Source organism: Kitasatospora fiedleri (genome assembly GCF_948472415.1).
Lineage (GTDB): Bacteria > Actinomycetota > Actinomycetes > Streptomycetales > Streptomycetaceae > Kitasatospora > Kitasatospora fiedleri.
On the sequence record NZ_OX419519.1, the window covers coordinates 2826513 to 2850362 of the forward strand.

A 23850-nucleotide genomic window follows, 5' to 3' on the forward strand; every position below is an offset into this window, starting at 1 on the left:
TGACTCACCCTGCCTGAATCTGGTTCATGGTTGACTGGCCGTCGTCCTCACGCCCCACGTAACGGTCGTGGACGAGCTGGGTCTTGTCGCCGTACTCGGTGATGAGCGCGTCGATGGACGAGATCGTCTGGGTCAGGAACGCCTGCATGTTCCCATGCGCGCTGTACAGCGCCTGGGCCTCGGCGAAGTTGCCGCCGAAGGCATCCTGAGTGATGTCGGTCTTGTACTTGGTGTTGGTCCCGCAGGTGCTGATGTTCTGCTGGAGGGTCCGCAGTCGCTTGACGACTGCCTCCAGCTCTGCAGGGTTGACGCTGTATCCGTCGGACACGAGGCCCTCTCCCCCTGGAGTGTCGAAACTTCCCCGTGGTAGCAATCCAGCTGATGAGTTGTCTGTCCAGCCAGAGCATTCGATCGTATCGCGCTTGGACAGCTTACTGATACACCGTCAACGCGATTGGTTTCCGTCCTGGTACGGGTTACCGCCGTAGGGCGGCTGCTGCTGCGGATAGCCGTACGGCGGCGGTGGCTGCTGACCCGGCTGACCGTACGGCTGCTGACCCGGCTGGCCATACGAGTGCTGGGCCGGAGGCCACCCCGGTGCGGCGCCGTACGGGGCCCCGGCCTGGGCTTGGAGCCCCTGCGCACGGCGCCGCTTCCGGCTGCTCGCCACCGCAACCGCGATGACCACGATGAGCAGCACGACCAGAGCACCGCAGATGCCCAGGACCAGCGGCAGAGACGATCCCGACGACGACTGGTGGATACCCGATACGGCCTCCGGGGACTTGATTCCACCGGCGCCCGTACCGTCGCTGTCCGAACCCGCCGACGCCTCTGGGCCAGCGGACGGGGCAGCAGCACCTGCGGCCAGCGGCCCCTGTGCGGACCCGGCAGGAATGTTCTTGGTCAGTGCCGCGTACGGCTGGACGACTCCGTATCCGTAGTGTGCGTCCGGCAGTTGAGAGGCACCGGCGGGAGCCGCAGCCGTCTTCACCAGCCGGTTGGCCACCTGGCCCGGAGTGAGGTCGGGGTACTTGGCGAAGACCAGGGCCGCCGCGGCGGAGACATAGGCGGTGGAGTCCGAAGTACCGTCGGCCTTGCAGTACTGGCCCTGGCAGGAACCGAGTCCCTCGACGCCTGCCATCACCATGTCGGCGCCCGGTGCCGTGAGCATGACCTCAGGACCGTAGTTCGACTTCGCCCAGACCTTCTGGTTCTTGTCCACCGCGCCGACCGCCAACACCCCGGGCACGTTCGCCGGGGTGCGGACCGGACCGGCATCGTTACCGGAGCCGGCCACGATCAGCACCTTGTGCTGGAGGGCGTAGGCCACCGCTTCGGCGAAGCCGTCCTCCACTCCTCTGGGTGTGACCTGGGAGATGTTGATGACCTTGGCGCCGTGGTCGACCGCCCACTTGATGCCTTGCGGCATGGCATCACTGGTGGTCGTCGTCGTCCCCCGATAGATCGGCAGGATCTTGGCCCCGGGCGCGAGACCGAGTACGCCCTCACCGTTGCCGTGACCGTGGCCGGCGATCAGGCTCGCCATACCGGTTCCGTGTTCCTCGGTCGGCTTGGCCTCCCAGCCATGACCGCTCGGGTCGTATCCCGGCAGCACCGACCCCGCCAAGTCCGGATGGTTCGCGTCGACGCCGCTGTCGATCACCGCGACGATCACGCCGTCACCCTTGCTGACCGACCACACCTTGTCCAGGTCGAAGTACGCGTTCGCCCACTGCGCGTCCCGCACCTGGTCCGCCGACGCCGCCGGCGCGCCGGCGAACAGCATGCCCGCTGTCAAAGCGGTCGCGCCGAGCGCGCCCGTCAGTCTGGCCAGCCCCATCAAACACCCCGTCAGTAGACAGCCCGTTCGCTCTCGCAGCGCCCCCGGAACACAGGACGGTTCGATCGTATCGTCCGTCACCCGCCCTGGCACCGGCCTCTCGTGGCAGGGCCACTACGTTTCACCGCCCCGCGGCGACTGCGGACGGCCGGGCGGCGTTTCCGACCGCGCGCCACCGCGGCACCGGCGAGACGGGGCGGGGTCGGACGAGGGCCGCTGGACGCCCACCGCCGGGGCGCCGGTCTCGTTCGTGCACCGCCGGTGGGGGAAAGGGCTGGTGGGGGTGGTCGGGGGCTGTGCTATGAATGGCGCGTCGTTCGTCCTTGGGGGAACTCTTGACGCATCCGCCGCAGTCCGGCGCGCCCGTGCCGGGGCAGCAGTCGTACCCGAGGTTCCCGCCCCCGCCGTACCGGGGCCAGGGCCAGGACTGGCAGCCCGCGTCCCCGTACGCGTACCCGCCGCAGCCGCCGGGGCGGGGGTCGCGGGTGCTGGGGTGCTGGGGATCGCGCTGGTGGTGCTGGTGGTGGTGGCCGCGGTGGGGGGGACGGCGTACCTGCAGGTGGGGCGGAAGGGGGCGACGACGCCCGCGTACGTGGTGGAGCGGGAGAACTGGCGGCGGGTCGCGGACGGGTTGACGCGGGCGCTGGCGGCGGGGGACGAGGAGGGGTTCGTCCGGCCGTTCGCGGCGGGGGAGGTGAAGGAGCGGCAGCGACTGGTGTTCCGGAACCTGCTGAAGGTGCCGTGGGAGACGGCGCGCTGGGAGGTGTCGGACTCGCCGTTGAACGGGCGGCTGCGGGTGGACTTCGTGCACCAGGTGAAGGACGTGGACAACCTGCCGATCGCCGAGGAGTACGGGTGGCAGGTGCTGCCGGTGGAGTCGGGCACCGAGGTGATAACCGGGGTCGGGGCGGTGCGGGACCACCAGGGCAAGAGCCTGGACGCCGGCTACTACCCGGCCCCGTGGGACGTGTACGACGACCTGTCGGTGCGGGTGCGCGACCACCTGGTGGCGATGGCGGACAAGGGCCAGGAGGCCGAACTGGACCGGGACGTCGACGTGCTGGCCCGGGCGGCGGGGGACGACCTGGCGGCCTGGCAGCAGTACGCGCCGGTGCCGGCCGACGGCCGGCGGGGGGCGCGGGGGTTCTTCGTGGTGCTGGAGAAGAACCGGGAGGTCTACAACAAGCTGTACCAGGGCGACGGGAAGCAGGACGACAGCCTGGAGGCCGGCGTCAACATGCCGGTGGTGGCGGCCGAGGGGCGGCCCGGGGCACGGCGGGCGGCGGCACGGCGGGCGGCGGCACGGCGGGCGGCGGGATGACGGTCGGCGGCAGCCGGATCGTGATGGACACCACCGACAGCCGGTTCACCGGCTCGCGCTGGCAGGACGGCGTGACGGACATCGGCCGGCACGAGATGGCGCACGCGATCGTCGCGACGCTGCTGTCCGAGTGGCCCTCGCCCACCGGCAAGGGGCAGCCGCACGACTGGGTGGCGGAGGGCTTCGCCGAGTTCATGGCGCTGCGCGGCGAGGACGCGGCGGCCCGCGACGAGCTGGTCGGCGACCTGCGCGAGGTGCGCTTCGACGGCGGACTGCCGGGCGAGCAGGGCGAGTTCTACGCGGACACCGCCGGGGCCAGGTCCGCGAACTACGCGCTGAGCGGCGACGCCGTGCGCTACCTGGCGGCGACCTACGGGGAGGCCCGGGCGTTCGCCTTCGTCGCCGCGCACTACGCCAGGCCGAGCGAGTACGCCCGGCAGCTGGCCGAGGCGACCGGCGGGAGCGCCGACGCGTTCCGGGCGGCCTGGGCGGAGCACGTCCGCACCACCACCACGGCGGCCGGCCGGAAGAAGTGACGGCCCGTCAGGCGGGCAGCGTGGCGTCCTCCGGCAGGATCGGCAGCCGCCCGACCGGCAGCCCGGTCGCGGCGCGGACGGCGGCGGCGACCGCCGCGGGGGCGACCACGGCGGGCACCGCGCTGACGGCCTTGGCGCCGAACGGGGCGACCACGTCGCGCTCCTCCAGCAGGGCGGCGATCCGGACGTCGGGGGTGTCCAGGGCGGTGGGGAGCCGGTAGCCGGTGAGCGAGGCGTTGACGGGGACGCCGCCCTCGGTGCGCAGGTTCTCCAGCAGGGCGAGTCCGACGCCCTGGGCGACGGCGCCCTCGATCCGGTCCTCGATCTGCCGGGGGTTCAGCGCCCGGCCGACCTCCTGGGCGACGGTGACGTCGACGACCCGGACGGCGCCGAGTTCGATGTCGACGTCGACCACGGCGCGCATCGCGCAGAACGCGATGGAGACGAAGGCGTCGCCCTGCCCGGTCTCGGGGTCGAGCGGCTCGGTGGGGTGCGGCCGGCACTGGGCGGTGGCCCAGAGCTCGCGGCCCTCCAGGGCCTCGCTGACCGGCATGCCGAGCACGCCGTCGTACGAGGTGATCTTCCCGTCGGTGATGGTGAGCAGTTCGACGGACATCCCGAAGTCGGCGGCGATCGGCTGCAGCATCTGGTGGCGGACCATCAGCGCGGCCCGCTCGACGGCGCCGCCGGAGACCCAGGTGTGCCGGCCGCGGGAGGCGGGTCCGGCCGCGGACTGGTCGGAGTCGACGGGCGCGATGTACACCTCGCTGACGCCGAGCACCGACTGGACGATCTGCCGGGCCAGGGTGGCGAAGCCCTGGCCGGAGTCGACGGCCGCGCAGATCACGGTGGCGTGGTCGCCGGAGACCCGGACGGTCGCGGTGGAGACCTCGTCCTCGCCCTCGGCGCCGAGCATGTGCACCATGCCGACCGCGTAGCCGATGCCGCGGCGCACCGCGGCGGGGTCGCCCGCGCCGCCGGGGCCGCCGGGCAGCAGCCAGTCGGCCTCCGGGTCGTCCAGCGGGAGGGCGGGCAGCGGGGAGGCGTCGAGCGCGTCGAGCAGGGCCTCGACCGGGGCGGGGCAGGTGACGGCCTGGCCGGTGGGCAGCGGGTCGCCGGTGGTCATGGCGTTGCGGCGGCGGATCTCGACCGGGTCGATGCCGAGCTGCCTGGCGAGCTGGTCGAGCTGCGACTCGTACGCGAAGCAGGTCTGCAGGGCGCCCTCGCCGCGCATCCGGCCGGCCGGCGGGTTGTTGGTGCGCACCGCCCAGGCGTCGACGAAGACGTTGGGGCAGGTGTAGGGGCCGACCGAGAAGGCGACGGCGGCGGCCAGCGCCTCGGCGGAGACGTCGGCGTAGGCGCCGCCGTCGAGCAGGATCTGCGCCTCGACCTTGACCAGCCGGCCCTCGGCGTCGGCGTGGTGGCGGTAGCGCAGCAGGGCGGGGTGCCGGGTGGGGTGGGACTGGAAGGACTCGGCGCGGGTGAGGGTCATCTTGACCGGTCGGCCGCTGCGCAGCGCGAGCAGGGCGAGGGTGACCTGGAAGGAGAGGTCCTCGCGGTCGCTGGTGGCGCCGGGGACGCCGGTGACGACCAGGCGGACCCGGTCGGGGTCGAGGCCGAGGCAGGCGGCGGTGCGGTCGCGGTCGCCGTGCGGGTCGGTGGAGGACAGGTGCAGTTCGACGCCGCCGTCGGGGCGGGGGACGGCGAGTCCGGCCTCGGCGCCGATCGGGGCCGGGTCCTGGCGGCCGACCTGGTAGAGGCCCTCGACGACGATCGCGCCGACCGCGTCGGGGTCGCCGGTGCGCAGCGGCAGGTGGCGCAGCAGGTTGCCGTCGGGGTGCAGCGGGGGGGCGTGGAAGGCGGCCTCGGGGTCGGTGACGGGCTCCAGCGGCTCGTACGCGACCAGGATCGCGGCGGCGGCGAGCCGGGCGGTGTCGGGGTGGTCGGCGGCGACCGCGGCGACGGGTTCGCCGTGGTGGCGCACCACGCCGGCGGCGAGGACCGGGCGGTCGGCGGTGATCGACCCGGCGGAGCCGCCGTCGGGGGTGCCGTCGGGGCCGGCCGGGAGGTCGGCGGCGGTGACCACGGCGTGCACGCCGGGGATGGCGAGCGCGGGGGCGGTGTCCACCGAGACGATCCGGGCGTGCGGGTGCGGGGAGCGCAGCACGGCGCCCCAGAGCAGCCCTTCGGCCCACAGGTCGGCGGCGTAGGGGTAGATGCCCAGGGCCTTGGGGAGGGCGTCGGTGCGCAGCGGGGAGGTGCCGAGGCCGGTGGTGCCGGTCTCGTGGTCCGCGGAGGCGGCCGCCGGGAGCTCGGTGGCGGAGGTCATGCGTTCTCGTCCTCGTGGAGGCGGATGCCGTGGGCGGGGGTGGCGTCGTAGCCGGTGGCGTCGTGGCCGGGGTACTGGCCGTAGCCGTCGGTGGCGTAGACGGTGCCGTCGTAGGGGCCCGCGTCCTGGTAGGCCGTGGGGCCGAACGGGTCGGCAGCGCCGGGGGCGCCGGGGGTGCCGGTCCAGTCGGCCGGGACGGGGGTGCCGTGCGGCGGGGTGGGCGGGTAGGCGTAGCCGCCGGTGCGCAGGGTGCCGTCGTCCTGCCCGGCGGGGGGCGGGGGCGGGGCCAGCTGGTCGGCCTCGTGCCAGAGCTCGGAGTCGGCGTACAGCGGGAGTTCGCCGCCCTGGTCGGGGTAGGACGGCGGCCCGGCGGCGGGAGCGGGCGGGCCGGCGGTGGGAGCGCCGGCCGGGGGCGCCTGTCCGGCGGCCTGCTCGGCGGCCTCCAGTTCGGCTTCGAGGGCGGCCTCGCGGGCGTCGGCGACGGCCTGGACGGCGGCCAGCGCGCCCCGGTAGCCGGTGCAGCGGCACAGGTTGCCGCACAGCGCCTGGCGGGCCTCGACCTCGCCGGGCCGGTGGTTGCGCTGGAGCAGGTCGTGGACGGCCATCGCCATGCCGGGCGTGCAGTAGCCGCACTGGACGGCGCCGGAGTCGGCGAGCGCCTGCTGGACGTCGCTGGCGCCGCCCGCGCCGGACAGTCCCTCGACGGTGTTGATCTCGCTGTCGGCGGCGAGCGCGGCGGGCACCAGGCAGCCGTTGACCAGCTGTCCGTCGACCTGGATCGAGCAGGCCCCGCACTCGCCCTGCTCGCAGCCGTCCTTGGCGCCGGCCAGGCCGAGCCGCTCGCGCAGCACGTACAGCAGGCTCTCGCCGATCCAGGCGTCGGTGACGGGCCGGTCCACGCCGTTGACCCGCAGCGTGTACGAGGCGGTGGGGCGCACGTCGGCGGTGAGCGCCCCGGGGTGGTTCAGCAGTTCGTCCGTCACTTGAGCGCCCTTCCCAGTGCCCGGCGGGCCAGCACCGCCACGGTACGCCGCAGGCGGGCCGCAGCCGCGCCCGCCCCCTCTCCGTGCGCCCCGTTCTCGGGGACGCACGCGCCCGCCACGTACTCGCCGAACGCGGCGAGCGCGGCGGGGTCGATCAGCACCGCGCCCTCGGCGCCGCGGGCGTCCCAGTCGATGCAGCCGGCCACCCAGCTCTCGGCCTCCAGCGGCCGCAGCGGGACGGGGGCGACGGCGCCGACGGCGCAGCGCACGCCGCGCCGGGCGGGGTCGAGGACCAGGGCGACGGAGGCGGTGGCGCGGGCCGGGCCGCTGCGGCCGGTGGACTTGAGGAAGACCTGGGGGGCGTGCAGCAGCGGGACCCGCACCCAGGTGAGCAGTTCGCCGGGGCGCAGCGGGTCGAGGCCGGTGAGCAGGTGGCTGATCGGCACGTCGCGGACGGCGCCGGCCCGGGCGAGGGTGGCGGTGGCCTCCAGGGCGGCGAGCACCGGCAGGGTGTCGCCGGCCGGGTCGCCGGCGGCGACGTTGCCGCCGAGGGTGCCGACGTTGCGCACCTGCGGGGGGCCGGCGGTGCGGGCGGCGTCGGCGAGGGCGGGGATGAGCGCGGCGAAGTCGGGGCGGTCCATCCGGGCGTGGGTGAGTCCGGCGCCGAGGACGGCGGTGCCGCCGTCCTCGTAGCGCCAGCCGCGCAGTTCGGTGATCCGGCCGAGTCCGATCAGGGCGGCGGGCCGCAGCCGCCCGGCGTTGACGGCCTCCATCAGGTCGGTGGCGCCCGCCACCGGCACCGCCCCCGGGGTGGCGGCCAGCGCTTCGACCGCCTCGTCCACCGAGGCCGGCAACATGATCGTCCGGTTCACCAGGTTCCCACCGTGCTCCATTTGCAGTGCGGACTGCCGCCCGTAGGGTACGGGCGATCGGTGCGGGTTGGGCAACTCTGGCACACAAAGACCGCTGATCATTTCCCGGGTGGCGGACAGGTCCGAACAACTCGGGACAACTCCGGGCGCGACCGCGATCAGGTCGTGGCCGGGGTGATCGGTTGTTCACCCGGTCATGACGAGCGGTCCTCGCCCGGAGTTCCCTACCGCTGACGCTCCGTCACCGGCGTCAGGGGGCGGTGTGCTCGCCGGACGGTCCGGGCGGGCCGTCCAGCGGGCGGCCGACGATGCCGGGCTTGCGCTGCCAGGGGAGCGGGCCGCCGGGGCGGCGGTACTCGATGCCGAGCGCGTCCAGCCGGGGGTAGTGGCCGGCCATCCGGCGCTCGAAGTCCGCGAAGTCGCGGGCGGCCGGGTCGCGCGGCAGGTCGGACCAGGCGACCTCGGCGAACGCGGCCAGCCGCGGGAACGCCTTGTAGTCGACGTCCCGGCCGTCGTTCATGAACTCGGTCCAGAGGTTCGCCTGGGTGCCGATGACGTGCGCGGCGGCGGCCGCGTCGAGCTGCGGCGGGACGGGCTCGAAGCGGTAGACGTCCTCCAGCGTGCGCACCCAGCCGACCGGGACGGGCTCGTCCGCGCCTTCGGCCTGCCGGTGGTCGAGGTAGACGTGCTGCTCGGGGCACATCACCACGTCGTGCCCGGCGTTCGCGGCGGCGATCCCGCCCTCGTAGCCGCGCCACGACGACACGGCCGCGCCGGGGGCCAGGCCGCCCTCCAGGATCTCGTCCCAGCCGATCAGCCGGCGGCCGCGCTCGGCCAGCCAGCGGTCGAAGTGCCGGATGACGTGGCTCTGCAGCTCGAACTCGTCCTTCAGGCCGAGTTCGGCGATCCGGGCCTGGGCGGCGTCGGACTGCTTCCACTGGTCCTTGGGGCACTCGTCGCCGCCGAGGTGGACGAAGGTGGAGGGGAAGATCTCCAGCACCTCCTCCAGCACGTGCTCGTAGAAGCGCAGGGTGGCCTCGGAGGCGTTGAGGATGTTCGCGCTGACGCCCCAGTCGGTCCAGGTGCCGAGCGCGGCGGTGTCGACCACGTCGGTGTTGCCGAGCGCGGGGTAGGCGGCGATGGCGGCCTGGTTGTGGCCGGGCAGGTCGACCTCGGGGACGACGGTGATGTGCCGGGCGGCGGCGTAGGCGACGATCTCGCGCAGGTCGTCCTGGGTGTAGTAGCCGCCGTGCGGCTGGTCGTCGTGCCGGCCGCCGGCCCGGTAGCCGACCATCGAGCGCTCGCGCCAGGCGCCCGCCTCGGTGAGCTTCGGGTAGCGCCGGATCTCGATCCGCCAGCCCTGGTCGTCGGTCAGGTGGAAGTGGAAGACGTTGAGCTTGTGGGCGGCGAGCTGGTCGATGAAGCGCAGCACCCCGGCCTTGGGCATGAAGTGCCGGGAGACGTCCAGCAGGGCGCCGCGCCAGCCGAACCGGGGCGCGTCGCGGATCTCCACCGCGGGGACCGTCCAGTCCGCGCCGGGCAGCGGGGCGCTGCGGTACGCGGCGGGGCCGAGCAGCTGGCGCAGGGTCTGCGCGGCGTGCGCCAGGCCCGCGGCGCTGCCGCCGGTGAGCCGGACGGCGGCGGCGTCGGCGCTCAGCCGGTACTCCTCGGCGCCGAGCTCCGGGTCGAGCGCCAGCCGCAGGTCGCCGTCCTGCCCGGCCGGGGCCGGGTCCAGGTCGAAGCCGGTGGCGGCGGACAGCTCGGCGCGCAGCCGACGGGCGGGGGCCTCGGTGCCGGGGGCGGCGGCGATCCGGGAGCCGGCGTGCAGGACGAAGGGCGGGGCGTCGCTGCGGGCCTGGACGTGCGACGGGGCGGGGATGAGGTCCATGCGCCTCATCCTGCCCCGGACCACCCCGATTGGCATAGACCACTCGGGAGGTGTTCGCGCAGGTCGTGCGCCGTCAGTCCTTCTTGTCGTCCCCGCCGGGGTTGTTCAGCCCGTCGAAGATCTCCTTGCACATCGGGCAGACCGGGTACTTCTTCGGGTCGCGCCCGGGCACCCAGACCTTGCCGCACAGCGCCACCACGGGGGACCCGGAGAGCGCGCTCTCCATGATCTTGTCCTTCTGGACGTAGTGGGCGAAGCGCTCGTGGTCGCCGTCCCCGTGCGACGTCTGCGGGACGGGCTCGACCAGGGTGCCGGTGCCGAGACCGCGCTCGGGCTCAAGAGTGCTCATGGGTGCCAAGTCTATGGGGGCCGCCCGGGACCGGGCCACCGCGCGGGAGGGGCTCCTCGGTCAGTTCAGCAGCGGGTCGTCGGGATAGGTGGCGAGCATCGCCAGCGGCCCGCGCTGGCGGCGCAGCACCTCGCGCCACAGCCGGTCCGGCTCGGCGCAGGAGACGTCCCCCGCCTCACAGTCCACCAGGTGCCAGGCGCCCTCGGCGAGCTCCTCCTCCAGCTGCCCGGGCGACCAGCCCGAGTAGCCGGCGAACACCCGCATCCCGCCGAGCACCCCGGCCAGCACCTCGGGCGGCGCCTCCAGGTCGACCAGGCCGATCGCGCCGTGCACCCGGCGCCAGCCGAGCGGCGCGGCGCCGCTCTCCTCGCCGGGGACGACGGCCACCGCCAGCGCGGAGTCCAGGGCCACCGGCCCGCCCTGGAAGAGCACCGGCGGGTCGCCCGCCAGCGGCGCCCAGCCGTCCAGCACGGCGGCCACGTCCACCGGCGTGGGGCGGTTGAGCACCACCCCGAGCGCGCCCTGGGCGTCGTGGTCGAGCAGCAGGACCACCGACCTGGTGAAGTTCGGGTCGGTCAGCACGGGCGTCGCCACGAGCAGTCGCCCGGTGAGCGAGGGGGCCGCTTCCATGTCTGACATCATGCCCCGTACCGGCCCTCCCCGGACACCCGGCGGACCACTCCGCGGGCCACCCGTCCGGCCCAGTGGCGATGCCGCGGAGCCCTCCGCACAGCATGATCACCATGAGGACACACCGGAACCAATCGCCCACCCCCTACCATCTAGGGGTGGTGAAGGGCCCTTCCCCCAACTCCGCAGCCGAAAACCTCCCCTGCGCACCCGGATTGCGAGAACGATGACCGACGACGTCCTGCTGGTCCACGGCGGAAACCCGCTCGAAGGCGAGATCCAGATCCGCGGCGCCAAGAACCTGGTCCCCAAGGCCATGGTCGCCGCGCTGCTCGGCCAGGGCCCCAGCAGACTGCGCAACGTCCCGGACATCCGGGACGTCAAGGTCGTCCGCGGCCTGCTGCAGCTGCACGGGGTCACCGTCCGCACCGGCGACGAGGACGGCGAGCTGATCCTCGACCCCTCGCACGTGGAGTCCGCCAACGTCGCGGACATCGACGCGCACGCCGGCTCCTCGCGCATCCCGATCCTGTTCTGCGGCCCGCTGCTGCACCGGCTCGGGCACGCCTTCATCCCGGGCCTGGGCGGCTGCGACATCGGCGGCCGGCCGGTCGACTTCCACTTCGAGGTGCTGCGCCAGTTCGGCGCGACCATCGAGAAGCACCCGCAGGGCACCTACCTGGTCGCCGCCCAGCGACTGCGCGGCACCAAGATCGAGCTGCCCTACCCGTCGGTCGGCGCGACCGAGCAGGTGCTGCTGACCGCGGTGCTCGCCGAGGGCGTCACCGAGCTGCGCAACGCCGCGATCGAGCCGGAGATCGTCGACCTGATCTGCGTGCTGCAGAAGATGGGCGCGATCATCTCGCTGGGCACCGACCGCACCATCCTGGTCACCGGCGTGGACGAGCTGGACGGCTACACCCACCGGGCGCTGCCGGACCGCCTGGAGGCGGCCTCCTGGGCGTGCGCGGCGCTGGCCACCAAGGGCGACATCTACGTCCGGGGCGCCGAGCAGATCCCGATGATGACCTTCCTGAACACCTTCCGGAAGGTCGGCGGCGCCTACGAGATCGACGACGCGGGCATCCGGTTCTGGCACCCGGGCGGCGAGCTCAAGGCGATCGCCCTGGAGACCGACGTGCACCCGGGCTTCCAGACCGACTGGCAGCAGCCGCTGGTGGTGGCGCTGACCCAGGCCACCGGCCTGTCGATCGTGCACGAGACGGTGTACGAGTCGCGGCTGGGCTTCACCGGGGCGCTGAACCAGATGGGCGCGCACATCCAGCTCTACAGCGAGTGCCTGGGCGGCACCCCGTGCCGGTTCGGGGCGCGCAACTTCATGCACTCCGCGGTGGTCTCCGGCCCGTCCAAGCTGATGGGCGGCGAGCTGGTCATCCCGGACCTGCGGGGCGGCTTCTCGTACCTGATCGCGGCGCTGGCCGCCGAGGGCACCTCCACGGTGCACGGCATCGACCTGATCAACCGCGGCTACGAGAACTTCATGGACAAGCTGCGCGACCTGGGCGCGCACATCGAGCTGCCCTCGGAGGCCGAGGCGCCCGAGGTCCGGCTGACCGCCTGAGCGCGGCGGGCCGGAAAGCCGGTGGCCGGCCTCCCCGGGGGGAGGCCGGCCACCGGTGCGTTCAGCGGCGGGGGGTCACTTGCCCTTCGCGGCTTCCTTCAGCTTCGAGCCGGCGCTCACCTTGACGCTGTAGCCCTCGGCGATCTGGATGGGCTCGCCGGTCTGCGGGTTGCGGGCGGTGCGGGCGGCGCGCAGGGTGCGCTCGAAGGTCAGGAAACCGGGGATGGTGACCTTCTCGTCGCCCTTGGCGACGACCTCGCCGGTGATCTCGGCGAAGGCGGCCAGCACGGCGTCGGCGTCCTTGCGGGTCACCTCGGCGCGCTCGGCCAGCGCGGCCACCAGCTCACTGCGGTTCATGTGTACTCCTGTGGTCTGTTGCTCTGCCGTGCGCGGAGGCATGGCCGGTCCGCGCGACGGTGCTCGTTCAGGCGAGGGGTTGGTCAGGGGCCGGGCTCGCACCTCGAAGCGCCGCAAACTGCCCGCCCGGGTACGAATCCTGCCTTGACCGGCACTGAGAAAGCCAATCGGGAACCGGCGTGGTTGACCCGAACAGCGCCCGCCGGACGGAGGTGTGACGCTCCGTCGGCTCCGGGGTGGCCGGAGCGGGCGGCGGCCGGGACGACACGCCGTGGCGCAACTGGGGACGTACCGTACTTGTCGGACACGCCACCCCGTCGCAGGGCTACCGTACGCCCTGGCACCGACAAGCCCAAACACACCCCTTGCCCTTGTGTCGCAAGGGCTCCGCGCGGTTCGCCGCGAGCGGGGCCCGGCGGGCGGACCGGGCCCCCTCCGGGCTCAGAACCGAACGGCCGGGAAAGTGCCGGTGTCGAGCGTCCCGACGATGCCCGCGGTGGGCCTCTCCGGGGCGGCCTCCGCGTCGCCCCGGGCGGCCACCGCGGCGTCCCGGACGGCCGCCGCGACGGTCTTGGCCACCCCCGGGTGGAAGACGCTGGGGATGATGTAGTTGGGGTTCAGCTCCTCGTCGGTGACGGTGGTGGCCAGCGCCCGGGCGGCGGCCAGCATCATCTCGGTGTCCACGCTGGCGCTCTGCGCGTCCAGCAGGCCGCGGAAGACGCCCGGGAAGACCAGCACGTTGTTGATCTGGTTCGGGAAGTCGCTGCGGCCGGTGGCGACCACCGCGGCGGTCTGCCGGGCCACCGCCGGGTCGACCTCCGGGTCGGGGTTGGCCAGCGCGAAGACGACCGCGTCCTTGGCCATGGTGGCCAGGTCGTCGCCGTCCAGCACGTTCGGGGCGGAGACGCCGATGAACACGTCGGCGTCGGCCACCGCCTCCTTGAGGGTGCCGGTGCGGCCGGAGCGGTTGGTGTTCTCGGCGATCCAGCGCAGGCTGTCGTTCAGGTCGTCGCGGCCGCGGTGGACCACGCCGCGGACGTCCGCCACGGTGGCGTGCTCGACGCCCGCGGCCATCAGCAGCTTGAGGATCGCGGTGCCCGCGGCGCCGGCGCCGCTCATCACCACCCGGATCTCGCCGATCTCCTTGCCGACCACCTTCAGCGCGTTGGTCAGCGCGGCCAGCACCACGATCGCGGTGCCGTGCTGGTCGTCGTGGAAGACCGGGATGTCCAGCGCCTCGCGCAGCCGGGCCTCGATCTCGAAGCAGCGCGGCGCCGAGATGTCCTCCAGGTTGATGCCGGCGAAGCCCGGCGCGATCGCCTTGACGATCGCCACGATCTCGTCGGCGTCCTGGGTGTCCAGGCAGAGCGGCCACGCGTCGATGCCCGCGAACCGCTTGAACAGCGCCGCCTTGCCCTCCATCACCGGCAGCGCGGCCTTCGGGCCGATGTTGCCCAGGCCCAGCACGGCCGAGCCGTCGGTGACCACCGCGACGCTGTTGCGCTTGATGGTCAGCCGGCGGGCGTCCTCCGGGTTCTCCGCGATCGCCATGCAGACCCGGGCCACGCCGGGGGTGTAGATCATGCTCAGGTCGTCGCGGTTGCGGATCGGCAGCTTCGAGGACATCTCGATCTTGCCGCCGAGGTGCATCAGGAAGGTGCGGTCGGAGACCTTGCCGATGCTCACGCCGTCGATGGTGCGGAGCTTCTCGACGATCTCCTGGCCGTGCGCGACCGAGGAGGCCGCCACCGTGACGTCGATCCGCAGCGCCTCCAGGCCGGAGGCCGTGACGTCGAGACCGGTGACCGAACCGCCGGAGGACTCCACCGCGGTGGTGATCGAGCTCACCGCGTTGCCGGTGGCCGGGACCTCCAACCGGACCGTGATCGAGTTCGAGACACTGGGCACCGTCGCCATCGACGTCCTTCTTCCTGAATCAACAAACTGTTGAAGTTCCATGCCGCTCGGCATGCTAGACCTCGATGGTCGCACCGACCAAGGGTCCGCCAGAAATAACGTGCGCGGAGTGTGCGGACCCGACAAACCGGCCGGAGCGGGACGCGGCCTCCTTGCCCGTCGGCACGGATGCGTTACATTGGAACGGCACCGGCTCGATCCAAGCCCCCGGGCCCAACCTTCGTCCCTTCGAGGGACCACTTGCCGCGAGGCGAGCATGGCGGGCCGGTGTTCAACGTGGCGGAGGCCCCCACCCGACGGGTGGGGGCCTCCGTGCTGCCCGGCTACTTCAGCAGCGCGGGGACGCCCGCGGCGTCCGGCAGGTCGTCCGGGCCGGACAGCACGGTCAGCCGCTGGGTGGCCCGGGTCAGCGCCACGTACAGCACCCGCAGGCCCGCCTCCGACTCGCCCGCGATGCCGGTCGGGTCGGCCACCACCGTGGCGTCGTACTCCAGGCCCTTGGCCTCCAGGCTGCCCAGCGCCACCACCCGCCCGCCCAGGCCCTCGGCCCAGCCCGCCGCCTCGGCCCGGCGGTCCATCGGGACCACCACCGCGACGGTGCCGTCCACCTCGGCCAGCAGCCGCTCCAGCTCCGCCCGGGCCGCCGCGCCGAACGCCGCCGGGTCCGGCTCGCGGACCGCCGCGAACCGCGGGTGCGCGCCGGTGGCCCGCACCGCGCTCGGCGACGGGGTCCCCGGAGCGGCCAGCTCCAGCACCTTCGCCGCCACCTCGGCGATCTCCGCCGGGTTGCGGTAGTTCACCGTCAGCGTGTGCCGGCGGCGCGGCTTGCCCGCCAGCACCTCGTCCATCGCCGCCTGCGCCTCCTGCGGGAACGGCCAGGACGACTGCGCCGGGTCGCCGACGATCGTCCAGGTCGCCATCCGGGAGCGGCGCCCGACCATCCGCCACTGCATCGGCGTCAGGTCCTGCGCCTCGTCGACGATCACGTGCGCGTACTCCCGGCGCTCCTCCGGGACGCGCTCGCGCCGGCGGTACGTCCGCTCGCCGTACGTGGTGACCTCGTCCAGGCCGGTGAGCGCGTCCACCGCGTCCACCTCGCGGACCTTCGGGCGGGCCGGCTCGCCGAGCAGCACCTGGAGCTCGTCCACCAGCGCCACGTCGTGCGCCGACAGGGCGCCCGCGCCGCGCTCGTCCAGGTGCCGCCAGGACGCCGCGAGCAGCCGGGCCTCCTCCGGGGTGACCGCGCGGCGGGCGATCCGGTTGGTGTGCCGGTGCTGCCGGAGGGTGGCCAGCACCCGGCGCGGGGTGACGGCGGGCCACCAGGCGTCCAGGAAGTCCAGGAACACCGCCTCGTCGGAGACGTACTCGTCGAAGGACTCGCGCTCCTCCTGGCGCTGCTCGCGCTCGGCGTACGTGTTCGGCTTCGGCAGGTCGCGCACCGCCTCCGACCAGAGCGCGTCCAGCAGCAGGCGGCGGGCCCGCGGGCGCAGCAGGTTCAGCGGCGTGCCGCCGCCGCCCACCACGTTGCCGCGCACCGCCTTCAGCTGGCCCGCGTCCAGCCGCAGCGCCCGGCCCCGGGCGAAGACCCGCAGCTCGGCGGGAGCGCCCAGCTCCAGGGCCCCCCGGGCGGCCCGGCGCAGCAGCTGCACCATCCGCGCCGAGCCCTTGATCCGGGCCACCTCCGGGCTGTCGTACCGGGACGCCTCGATCCCGTCGACCAGGCTGCCGACCGCGCGGATCGCCACCTGGCCCTCCTCGCCCAGCGAGGGCAGCACGCCCTCGGTGTACGAGACCAGCAGCGGGGTGGGGCTGACCACCAGGATGCCGCCCGCGTACCGGCGGCGGTCCTGGTAGAGCAGGAACGCGGCCCGGTGCAGGGCGACGGCGGTCTTGCCGGTGCCGGGGCCGCCGGTGACCAGGGTCGCGCCCGCGGCGGGCGCCCGGATCACCTCGTCCTGCTCCTTCTGGATCGAGGAGACGATGTCGCGCATCGAGTGGCCGCGGGCCCGGCCCAGCGTCGCCATCAGCGCGCCGTCGCCGACCACGGCGAGCTCCTCGCCGTCCAGCGTCGGCGCCAGGTCGGGACGGAGCAGGTCGTCCTCGACGCCGATCACCTTCCGGCCCTTGGACCGGATCACCCGGCGCCGGACCACCCGGCCGGGCTCCAGCGGCGTCGCCCGGTAGAACGGCGCGGCGGCCGGGGCCCGCCAGTCGATCACCAGCGGGCCGTACTCGGCGTCCAGGACGCCCAGGCGGCCGATGTGCAGGCTCTCGGCGACGGCCGGGTCGGCCGGGTCCAGCGGAGTCTGGGACGGGATTCCGTGCTCCTCCGGCGCGTCGGCCTGCTGGAGGTCGATCCGGCCGAACAGGAAGTCCTCGAACTCGTTGTTCAACCGCTGCAGGTGGGCACCGGCCCGGTACACCTGCGCGTCGCGCTCGGCGAGCGCGCCGGGGGTGCCGACCTGCACCCGCTTGGCGGCGTCCTCCAGGATGTACTCGGCCTCGGCCAGCTTCTCCTCCAACCGCCGGTAGACGGTGTCGAGATGCCGCTGCTCCCCGGCGATCTCGCGGTCGCGGACAGTGTCGGATCGGTGCTCGGTAGAACCGTGCGCGCCCAAGGAGCCCCCAAAGGTGCGGAGAAAAAGGCGGACGGAAGATCCTACAGGGAACCGGGTGCCGCTCCGAACGGCGGGGCGGGGCGGGCGGGGAGCGGGCGGGGAGCGGGCGGGGGCGGGGGCCCGGGCCTCAGTGGTCGAGGGTCAGCCGGTACCCCCGCTTGACGACGGTGGTGATCAGCCGGGGCGCGCCGAGCGCCTGGCGCAGGCGCGCCATCGCGGTCTCCACGGCGTGCTCGTCGCCGCCGCTGCCGGGCAGGGCGCGGAGCAGGTCGGCCCGGGGGACGACCCAGCCGGGGTGGCGGGCCAGGGTGCGCAGCAGGGCCATGCCGGCCGGGGGGACGGGGCGCAGCCGACCGTCGACCAGGGCGGCCTGGCCGCGCAGTTCGAGCAGGTGGCCGGCCACCCGGAGCGGGCGGGCCCGGCCGGGCAGCGCCGCGGTGAGGGTCTGCACCATCGCGCCCAGGCGCATCCGCTCGGGCCAGACGGTCGGGACGTCGAGCGCGTCGAGCGGGGCGGAGGTGACCGGGCCGACGCAGACCGCGAGGACGTCGCGGCGCAGGGCGTGCAGCAGTTCCTCGGTGCGGCCGCGCTGGGCGGCCCGCTCCAGCAGGCTGATCGCGGCGGGGGCGGAGGTGAAGGTGACGGCGTCGAGCGCGCCGGCGCAGGTCGCGTCGAGCAGGCGGTCGAGCGGGCCGAGGTCGACGGGCGGGAGCCAGCGGTAGACCGGGACCTCGACGACCTCGGCCCCGGCGGCGCGCAGCGACTCGACGAAGCCGGGCAGCGGGGCGCCGTGCAGCTGGACGGCGATCCGGCGGCCGTCGACGCCCTGGTCGAGCAGGTGGGAGAGCACCTCGGCGGAGGACTCGGTGGCCGCGGAGAAGGACTCGCGCAGCCCGGCGGCCCGGATCGCGCCCTTGGCCTTGGGGCCGCGGGCGAGCACCGCGGCGTGGCCGAGCGCCTCGCGCAGCTCGTCGCCCAGGTCCCAGCCCTCGGCGGCCTCCAGCCAGCCGCGGAAGCCGATGCCGGTGGTGGCGACCGCCAGGTCGGGCGGGTCGGCGATCAGCGCCCGGGTGGCGGTGTGCAGTTCGGTGTCGTCGGCGAGCGGGACGATCCGCAGGGCGGGGGCGCGCAGCACGCTGGCGCCGCGGCGCTGGAGGAGGGCGGCGAGTTCGTCGGCGCGGCGGGCGGCGGTGATGCCGACGGTCCAGCCCGCGAGCGGGCCGGCCTCGGTGCTCTCGGCGGTCCCGGCGGTCCCGGGTCCGTCCGGCTGGCGTCGGTTCGGGTCGGCCATGCGGTGTCGTCCTTAGCTGCGCGGCCCGGGTGTCCTGGCTGGGGACGGGCCGCGGTCGGGTGGGTGATCAATCGTGTCCGGTCGCGGTGTCACCCCCGGGTCGCTCCGATTACCGGCGTGTTTCGCCGCTGGTCGGAGCGGCCCCGGGGCGGGGCGGCCCCGGGGCGGGGGTGGCCCCGGGGCGGGGGTGGCCCCGGGGGCCGGGGGTCAGACCCGCGCGAGGGCGGCGGCGTCGCCGGCGGCGGCGGGGGTGCCGGCGGGGCGGCGGAGGTACACCGTCCAGGTGAGGGCGGAGCAGACCGCGTAGGCGGCCAGGAAGGAGGCGAAGGCCGGGGTGCCGGACCCGGCGACCAGGAAGGACTGCCGGAAGGCCAGGTTGATGAACAGCCCGCCGAGGGCGCCGACCGCGCCGATCACGCCGATCGCGGAGCCGGACATCCGCCGGGACCAGGCGGCGGCCTCCTCGGCGGTGGCCCCGGCGGCGATCCGGTCCTGGGCCTTGGCGTCGAAGATGCCGGGGATCATCTTGTAGGTGGAGCCGTTGCCCAGCCCGGCGAGGGCGAACAGGGCGACGAACCCGGCCAGGAAGACCGGCAGCGAGCGGATCGACGAGGCGTAGGTGACCACGCTCGCGGCGGCGGCCATCGCGGCGAAGTTCCACAGCGTGATCCGGGCGCCGCCGAACCGGTCGGCGAGCTTCCCGCCGAGCGGGCGGACCACCGAGCCCAGCAGCGGGCCGAGGAAGGTCAGCTGGGCGGCCTGGAGCGGGGTGCGGCCGAACTGGTTCTGCAACACCAGGCCGAAGGCGAAGGAGAAGCCGATGAAGGAGCCGAAGGTGCCGACGTACAGCACCGACATCAGCCAGGTGTGCCGCTCCCGGACGACCGCGGCCAGCGAGCGGGTGTCGGACCGCACCGGGGCCAGGTTGTCCATGAACAGGGCAGCGCACAGCGCGGCGAGCACGATCAGCGGCAGGTAGACGCCGAGGACGATCCGCGGGTGCCCGGCCCCGGCCCAGGCGATCACGCCGAGCGCGACCAGTTGGATGACGGGCACCCCGATGTTGCCGCCGCCCGCGTTGAGGCCCAGCGCCCAGCCCTTGTGCCGGGCCGGGTAGAAGGCGTTGATGTTGGTCATCGAGGAGGCGAAGTTGCCGCCGCCGAACCCGGTGAGCGCCGCGACCAGCATGAACGCGGTGTACGAGGTGCCGGGGTGCATCACGTACCCGGCGGCCAGGGTGGGCAGCAGGAGCAGCAGCGCGGAGACCACCGTCCAGTTCCGGCCGCCGAACCGGGCGACCGCGACGGTGTAGGGGATTCGGACGAAGGAGCCGACCAGGGTGGGCATCGCGACCAGGAAGAACTTCCCGGCCGGGTCGATGCCGTACTCCTTGCCCATGAAGAGCACCATCACCGACCACAGGCTCCAGATCGAGAAGCCGACGTGCTCGGAGAGCACCGAGAAGGCGAGGTTGCGGCGGGCGGTGCGGCGGCCGGTGGCCTCCCAGAACGCGGTGTCCTCCGGGTCCCAGCGCTGGATCCAGCGGCCGCCCGTCCTGCCGCGCGTGGTGGTGCCGTCCATGGGCTGCTCCTTCGCGTTCCGTTGCCCTGTGCCACTGACGCTAGGAGTCCACGATTTCGGAACCGTTGTGCGGTGTGAAGGGTGCGGAACCGTCCTCTCACCCGGGGCGGGGCGGGGGTGTGAGGGGCCCGGAACGCACGAGAGCCGCCCTCCGGGCGGAGGGCGGCTCTGCGGTGCACATGGGGCGGTGGAGATGCCGGGAATCGAACCCGGGTCCAGTGAAGTGGATTCAGGACTTCTCCGAGCGCAGTCCGCTGTGATTTTCTCGGCCCTGGCAGTCACGCGGACAAGCCGCCAACAGGCCCAGCCACTGTTTGGTTTCCCCGCCACCCCCGTGGCCCGGGTGGCGGGTTGAGTTCCCTAGATTATGCCAGGATCCGGGTCGGGAACGCCCCGGGCTGACACCCATTCACTTTCGCAGATCAGGCTGCGAGAGCGAACTGCTGGGAATCGCGCTTAGAGTTGGCGATTATTTTTTTGCGACAGGTGGTTAACGAGATCATTGCCGCGTTCCTCGGCTCGCTTCTCCTGTTTCGACTGTCACTGTCGAAACCGATCATCCCCATGTTGTGTTGAGAAACAGCGCCGGCGGGCGGGCCTGCCGGGTGGTGCGCTGCCATAGTACTCAACCCGCGCGTCAAGGGTCCAGCGCATTAACGGTCGGCGCGTGTTCGGCGCGGGACCGGCGTGGGTCCGCGCCGGTCCGCGCCGGTCAGTTCGCGCCGGGCAGGCCGGTCCGCTGGGCCAGCCAGGGCAGCGCCAGCCTGAAGCCCGCGGCGCCGAACTGCCAGTCGTGCTTGCCGGGGTGCACCTCCACCTTGGTGGCCAGGCCGGCCTGCCGGGCGGCCCGGTCCAGGGCCTGGGCGTTCTCCAGGTGCTTGCCGCCCTCGTCGGCGCCGACCAGGAAGTAGCCGCCGGAGCCGCGGTAGGTGTCCTTCCCGGCCCGGCCGAGGACGGTCAGCGGGTCGTGCGCCTCCCAGGCGGCGGCGTCCCCGCCGTACAGGCCGTCGACGGTGGCCTGCCGGCCGCCGAGGTTGGGGCCGAGGTCGCCGGAGATGTCGACGAAGTGGCCGAACACCTCGGGGTGCACCACGCCCAGGTCGACCGCGCAGGTGCCGCCCATCGACCAGCCGACCACGGCCCAGGAGCGCGGGTCGGTGGCGGTGCCGAAGGTCCGGGCGACGTACGGCGGGACGTCCTTGACCAGGTGGTCCTCGGCGTTGCCGTGCTTGCCGTTGACGCACTCGGTGTCGGTCTTGAAGTCCCCGGTGGCGTCCGCCATCACCAGCACCGGGGCGTAGCCGTTGTGGGCGGCGGCGTACGCGTCGGCGGTCTCGACCGCCGCGCCGGCCCGGATCCAGTTGTCGGGGGCGGCGAACTGGCCGCCGATCATCTCGACCACCGGCAGCTTGGGCCGGGCCTTGCTGCGGAACCAGGCCGGCGGCAGGTAGACCAGTTCGCGGCGGTGCTTGAAGCCGCTCGGCTCGGCGGGGACGTCCACCGCGACCACCCGGCCCTCGGTGGCCCGGCCGACGGTGGCCAGGGCCTCCTCCAGGGTCATCTGCTGCGGCACCGGGGCGTCGGACAGGTCGCCGACCGCCGCCTCCACGTCCGGGTAGTAGCCGGTGGAGATGTTGATCGAGTTGGCCGCGCACAGCAGGGACATCGCCACCGCCACCGGGACGGCGGCCAGGTTCCACCAGCGGGAGCGGCGCACCCCGGCGGCCAGCCCGCCCAGGCCCAGCAGGGCGCAGCACACCCAGAGCCAGAGGCCGGGCGGCAGCGGGTCCTGGATGTCGCCGAACGCCAGCACCAGCAGCGCGGCCAGCCCGGTGCCGGCGGCGGCCCCGCCGACCACCCAGGGCAGCCGGCGGCGGACCCAGAACGGGCTGACTCTGAACAGCGCCGCCGCGACCGCCACCACGGCCAGTATGCGGAAGGTCCACGGCAGCCAGCCACTCAACAGCGAGATGTCCACCCGGAGATGATACGGAGACGCTCCATCACGCCGGTTGGCCGGGCCCCGTCAGGCGCTTGACGGCGGATCAGCCCTGGCCGGAGCGGCGGCGGGCGGCCGCCACCGCGCGGTCCGACTCGCGGCGGTCCTGGCGCTCGCGCAGGGTCTGCCGCTTGTCGTAGAGCTTCTTGCCGACGGCGAGGGCGAGTTCGAGCTTGGCGCGGCCGTCCTTGAAGTACAGCGACAGCGGGACGAGCGTGTGGCCGCTCTCCTTCGCCTTGGACTCGATCTTGCGGATCTCCATCTTGTGCAGCAGCAGCTTGCGCTTGCGCCGCGCCGAGTGGTTGGTCCAGGTGCCCTGGGCGTACTCGGGGATGAAGACGTTGTCGATCCAGGCCTCGCCGCCCTGGATGTACGCGTAGCCGTCGACCAGGTTGGCCCGGCCCTCGCGCAGCGACTTGACCTCGGTACCGGTGAGCACCATGCCGCACTCGTAGGTGTCGAGAATGGTGTACTCGTGCCGCGCCTTCTTGTTCTGCGCGACCAGCTTCTTGCCCGTTTCCTTTGCCATAGCCCGGCCATTCTCGCACTTCGGCGGCGGACGCGGCAGCCCCTTTACGGCGCGGCGGGCGCGGGCGGCGCGGAAGGCGCCTCGTCGGGGGCGGAGCCGCGCAGCCCGGCGAGCACCTTGAGGGCGAGCGCCTGCGGGTCCTCGCCGGCGGCCGGCACGTCGGGCTGGACGCCGGTGCCGTCCGGGGAGCGGCCGGCCGGGGTCTGGTAGCGGCCGACGGTGAGCTCCAGCACGGAGCCGTCGGCGAGCCGGCTGGGCTGCTGGACGGTGCCCTTGCCGAAGGTGCGGCTGCCGACCAGGACGGCCCGGCCGCGGTCCTGGAACGCGCCGGCCAGCAGTTCGGCGGCGCTCATGGTGCCGCCGTCGACCAGCACCACCAGCGGGACGGCGGTGTCGCCGCCCGGGGCGGAGGTCAGTTCGCGGTGCTCGCCGTGCACCTGGTAGCTGGCCACCGGCCCGCCGTCGAGGAACACCGAGGCGGTGCCGACGGCCTCGCCGACCAGTCCGCCGGAGTTGCCGCGCAGGTCGAGCACCACGCCCCGGGAGCCGGCCGCGGCGGCCCGCACCTGGTCGGCGACGCCCTCGGTGAAGGCGTGCACGGCGATCCGGACCACCCCGGGCGCCGGGTGCGCGACCTCGACCTCGCGGGTGGACAGCTCGGCCCGGGTCAGGGTGAGTTGGCGCACCGGCCCGGCCGCGTCCCGGACGCCCACCGCGACCGCGCTGCCGGCCGGGCCGCCGCGCAGCCGGGAGACCAGTTCGGTGACCGGCAGCTGCTCGGCGGCGGCGCCGTCCACGGTGACCAGCAGCTCGCCGGGCGCGATGCCGGCCCGGGCGGCGGGCGAGCCGGGCGCCACCTCGGCGACCAGGGTGGGCCCGCCGGCCTCCCGGTCCACGCTCAGCCCGACGCCCGCGTACCGGCCGCCGGTGAGGTCGGCGTACTGCTGCGGGCTCAGGTAGGCCGCCCAGCGGTCGCCGCTGGCGCCGACCAACTGCCTGGCCTGCTGCGGGGTGAGGTCCGCCCCCGCCAGGTCGGCGGCGGGCGGCAGTCCCTCGGACGACGAGGGGGCCCGGAGCGAGCCGTCCGGCTCCCCCCAGGCCCCCGAGGCGGCTCCGGCGAACAGCACCGCGCCGAACACCAGGCCGAGCGTCATCCCCTGGCGTACCCGCGGTGCAGTCGGCATGGGCCCGATTCTAGTGCCGCGGCGGGCGGTTGGGCCTGTGA

At 73.9% G+C, this 23850-nt stretch carries 18 protein-coding genes, 1 other RNA gene and 1 pseudogene; 3 read left to right on the forward strand and 17 right to left on the reverse strand.

Features of this window, described 5'->3' with window-relative positions; all coding sequences use genetic code 11:
- Positions 1-4 precede the first annotated feature (4 nt).
- Entirely contained in the window at positions 5-328 is a 324-nt protein-coding gene (locus tag QMQ26_RS13145) for a hypothetical protein (RefSeq protein WP_282205815.1), read from the reverse strand.
- 117 nt (positions 329-445) lie between these two features.
- Positions 446-1843: a S8 family serine peptidase gene (locus QMQ26_RS13150; RefSeq protein ID WP_282205816.1), complete on the reverse strand. Its 1398-nt coding sequence runs from the start codon at positions 1841-1843 to the stop codon at positions 446-448.
- A 493-nt stretch (positions 1844-2336) separates the two neighbouring features.
- Between QMQ26_RS13150 and QMQ26_RS13155 the strand changes: the two genes are divergently transcribed.
- A complete protein-coding gene (locus QMQ26_RS13155; RefSeq protein WP_282205817.1) occupies positions 2337-3164 on the forward strand; it encodes a hypothetical protein in 828 nt (275 codons plus the stop codon).
- A complete protein-coding gene (locus tag QMQ26_RS13160) occupies positions 3161-3700 on the forward strand; it encodes a hypothetical protein (protein WP_282205818.1) in 540 nt (179 codons plus the stop codon). The genes QMQ26_RS13155 and QMQ26_RS13160 overlap by 4 nt, the downstream gene beginning before the upstream one ends.
- 7 nt (positions 3701-3707) lie before the next feature.
- Here the strand turns inward: QMQ26_RS13160 and QMQ26_RS13165 are convergent, their stop codons facing one another.
- The 6 genes and pseudogenes from QMQ26_RS13165 to QMQ26_RS13190 all read right to left on the reverse strand — a co-directional run bounded on the left by QMQ26_RS13165 (position 3708) and on the right by QMQ26_RS13190 (position 10751).
- Positions 3708-6029 carry a xanthine dehydrogenase family protein molybdopterin-binding subunit gene (locus QMQ26_RS13165; RefSeq protein ID WP_100838071.1) on the reverse strand — a complete coding sequence of 774 codons (2322 nt, stop codon included), beginning with the start codon at positions 6027-6029 and terminating at the stop codon, positions 3708-3710.
- A gap of 478 nt (positions 6030-6507) precedes the next feature.
- Positions 6508-6964, reverse strand: a pseudogene (locus QMQ26_RS38720) ((2Fe-2S)-binding protein); the annotation flags it as partial.
- A 44-nt stretch (positions 6965-7008) separates the two neighbouring features.
- Positions 7009-7905 (reverse strand): FAD binding domain-containing protein, encoded by an 897-nt coding sequence (locus tag QMQ26_RS13175; protein ID WP_282205819.1) that lies wholly within the window; start codon positions 7903-7905, stop codon positions 7009-7011.
- Positions 7906-8134: 229 nt separating this feature from the next.
- Positions 8135-9772, reverse strand: coding sequence for a beta-N-acetylhexosaminidase (locus QMQ26_RS13180; protein ID WP_282205820.1), 1638 nt, complete (start codon positions 9770-9772; stop codon positions 8135-8137).
- A 73-nt stretch (positions 9773-9845) separates the two neighbouring features.
- Positions 9846-10121: a DUF3039 domain-containing protein gene (locus tag QMQ26_RS13185; RefSeq protein WP_030459614.1), complete on the reverse strand. Its 276-nt coding sequence runs from the start codon at positions 10119-10121 to the stop codon at positions 9846-9848.
- Positions 10122-10181: 60 nt separating this feature from the next.
- On the reverse strand, positions 10182-10751 hold the full coding sequence (locus QMQ26_RS13190; protein WP_282205821.1) for a YqgE/AlgH family protein: 570 nt from the start codon (positions 10749-10751) through the stop codon (positions 10182-10184).
- Positions 10752-10977: 226 nt separating this feature from the next.
- On the opposite strand from QMQ26_RS13190, the gene murA reads away from it, so the two are divergent.
- Positions 10978-12333 carry a UDP-N-acetylglucosamine 1-carboxyvinyltransferase gene (gene murA / locus QMQ26_RS13195; RefSeq protein ID WP_100838067.1) on the forward strand — a complete coding sequence of 452 codons (1356 nt, stop codon included), beginning with the start codon at positions 10978-10980 and terminating at the stop codon, positions 12331-12333.
- A 75-nt stretch (positions 12334-12408) separates the two neighbouring features.
- On the opposite strand, the gene QMQ26_RS13200 is transcribed toward murA, so the two are convergent.
- The 9 genes from QMQ26_RS13200 to QMQ26_RS13240 form a co-directional block, all read right to left on the reverse strand.
- Complete coding sequence (locus QMQ26_RS13200) at positions 12409-12690, reverse strand: HU family DNA-binding protein (protein WP_030459611.1); 282 nt, start codon at positions 12688-12690, stop codon at positions 12409-12411.
- Positions 12691-13131: 441 nt separating this feature from the next.
- The gene (locus QMQ26_RS13205) at positions 13132-14607 is read right to left on the reverse strand and encodes an NAD-dependent malic enzyme (RefSeq protein WP_100838066.1); all 1476 of its coding nucleotides are present in this window, start codon (positions 14605-14607) and stop codon (positions 13132-13134) included.
- A gap of 323 nt (positions 14608-14930) precedes the next feature.
- Positions 14931-17225 (reverse strand): HelD family protein, encoded by a 2295-nt coding sequence (locus QMQ26_RS13210; RefSeq protein WP_282205822.1) that lies wholly within the window; start codon positions 17223-17225, stop codon positions 14931-14933.
- Positions 17226-17352: 127 nt separating this feature from the next.
- Complete coding sequence (locus QMQ26_RS13215; RefSeq protein WP_282205823.1) at positions 17353-18516, reverse strand: uroporphyrinogen-III synthase; 1164 nt, start codon at positions 18514-18516, stop codon at positions 17353-17355.
- 207 nt (positions 18517-18723) lie between these two features.
- Positions 18724-20097, reverse strand: coding sequence for a nitrate/nitrite transporter (locus QMQ26_RS13220; protein WP_282205824.1), 1374 nt, complete (start codon positions 20095-20097; stop codon positions 18724-18726).
- A 185-nt stretch (positions 20098-20282) separates the two neighbouring features.
- Positions 20283-20661, reverse strand: a transfer-messenger RNA (tmRNA) gene (ssrA, locus tag QMQ26_RS13225).
- Positions 20662-20809: 148 nt separating this feature from the next.
- Positions 20810-22075 carry an alpha/beta hydrolase gene (locus QMQ26_RS13230; RefSeq protein WP_282205825.1) on the reverse strand — a complete coding sequence of 422 codons (1266 nt, stop codon included), beginning with the start codon at positions 22073-22075 and terminating at the stop codon, positions 20810-20812.
- A gap of 67 nt (positions 22076-22142) precedes the next feature.
- On the reverse strand, positions 22143-22625 hold the full coding sequence (gene smpB / locus QMQ26_RS13235; RefSeq protein ID WP_123555373.1) for an SsrA-binding protein SmpB: 483 nt from the start codon (positions 22623-22625) through the stop codon (positions 22143-22145).
- A 44-nt stretch (positions 22626-22669) separates the two neighbouring features.
- Positions 22670-23809 (reverse strand): S41 family peptidase, encoded by a 1140-nt coding sequence (locus tag QMQ26_RS13240; protein ID WP_282205826.1) that lies wholly within the window; start codon positions 23807-23809, stop codon positions 22670-22672.
- Positions 23810-23850: the final 41 nt, after the last annotated feature.

Coding starts and splice junctions, on each gene's coding strand:
- QMQ26_RS13160 (WP_282205818.1), top strand. CDS start 3,161: ATGACGGTCGGCGGCAGCCGGATCGTGATGGACACCACCGACAGCCGG.
- QMQ26_RS13185 (WP_030459614.1), bottom strand. CDS start 10,121: ATGAGCACTCTTGAGCCCGAGCGCGGTCTCGGCACCGGCACCCTGGTC.
- QMQ26_RS13150 (WP_282205816.1), bottom strand. CDS start 1,843: ATGGGGCTGGCCAGACTGACGGGCGCGCTCGGCGCGACCGCTTTGACA.
- QMQ26_RS13190 (WP_282205821.1), bottom strand. CDS start 10,751: ATGGAAGCGGCCCCCTCGCTCACCGGGCGACTGCTCGTGGCGACGCCC.
- QMQ26_RS13240 (WP_282205826.1), bottom strand. CDS start 23,809: ATGCCGACTGCACCGCGGGTACGCCAGGGGATGACGCTCGGCCTGGTG.
- murA (WP_100838067.1), top strand. CDS start 10,978: ATGACCGACGACGTCCTGCTGGTCCACGGCGGAAACCCGCTCGAAGGC.
- QMQ26_RS13175 (WP_282205819.1), bottom strand. CDS start 7,905: ATGGAGCACGGTGGGAACCTGGTGAACCGGACGATCATGTTGCCGGCC.
- QMQ26_RS13205 (WP_100838066.1), bottom strand. CDS start 14,607: ATGGCGACGGTGCCCAGTGTCTCGAACTCGATCACGGTCCGGTTGGAG.
- smpB (WP_123555373.1), bottom strand. CDS start 22,625: ATGGCAAAGGAAACGGGCAAGAAGCTGGTCGCGCAGAACAAGAAGGCG.
- QMQ26_RS13180 (WP_282205820.1), bottom strand. CDS start 9,772: ATGGACCTCATCCCCGCCCCGTCGCACGTCCAGGCCCGCAGCGACGCC.
- QMQ26_RS13165 (WP_100838071.1), bottom strand. CDS start 6,029: ATGACCTCCGCCACCGAGCTCCCGGCGGCCGCCTCCGCGGACCACGAG.
- QMQ26_RS13200 (WP_030459611.1), bottom strand. CDS start 12,690: ATGAACCGCAGTGAGCTGGTGGCCGCGCTGGCCGAGCGCGCCGAGGTG.
- QMQ26_RS13220 (WP_282205824.1), bottom strand. CDS start 20,097: ATGGACGGCACCACCACGCGCGGCAGGACGGGCGGCCGCTGGATCCAG.
- QMQ26_RS13215 (WP_282205823.1), bottom strand. CDS start 18,516: ATGGCCGACCCGAACCGACGCCAGCCGGACGGACCCGGGACCGCCGGG.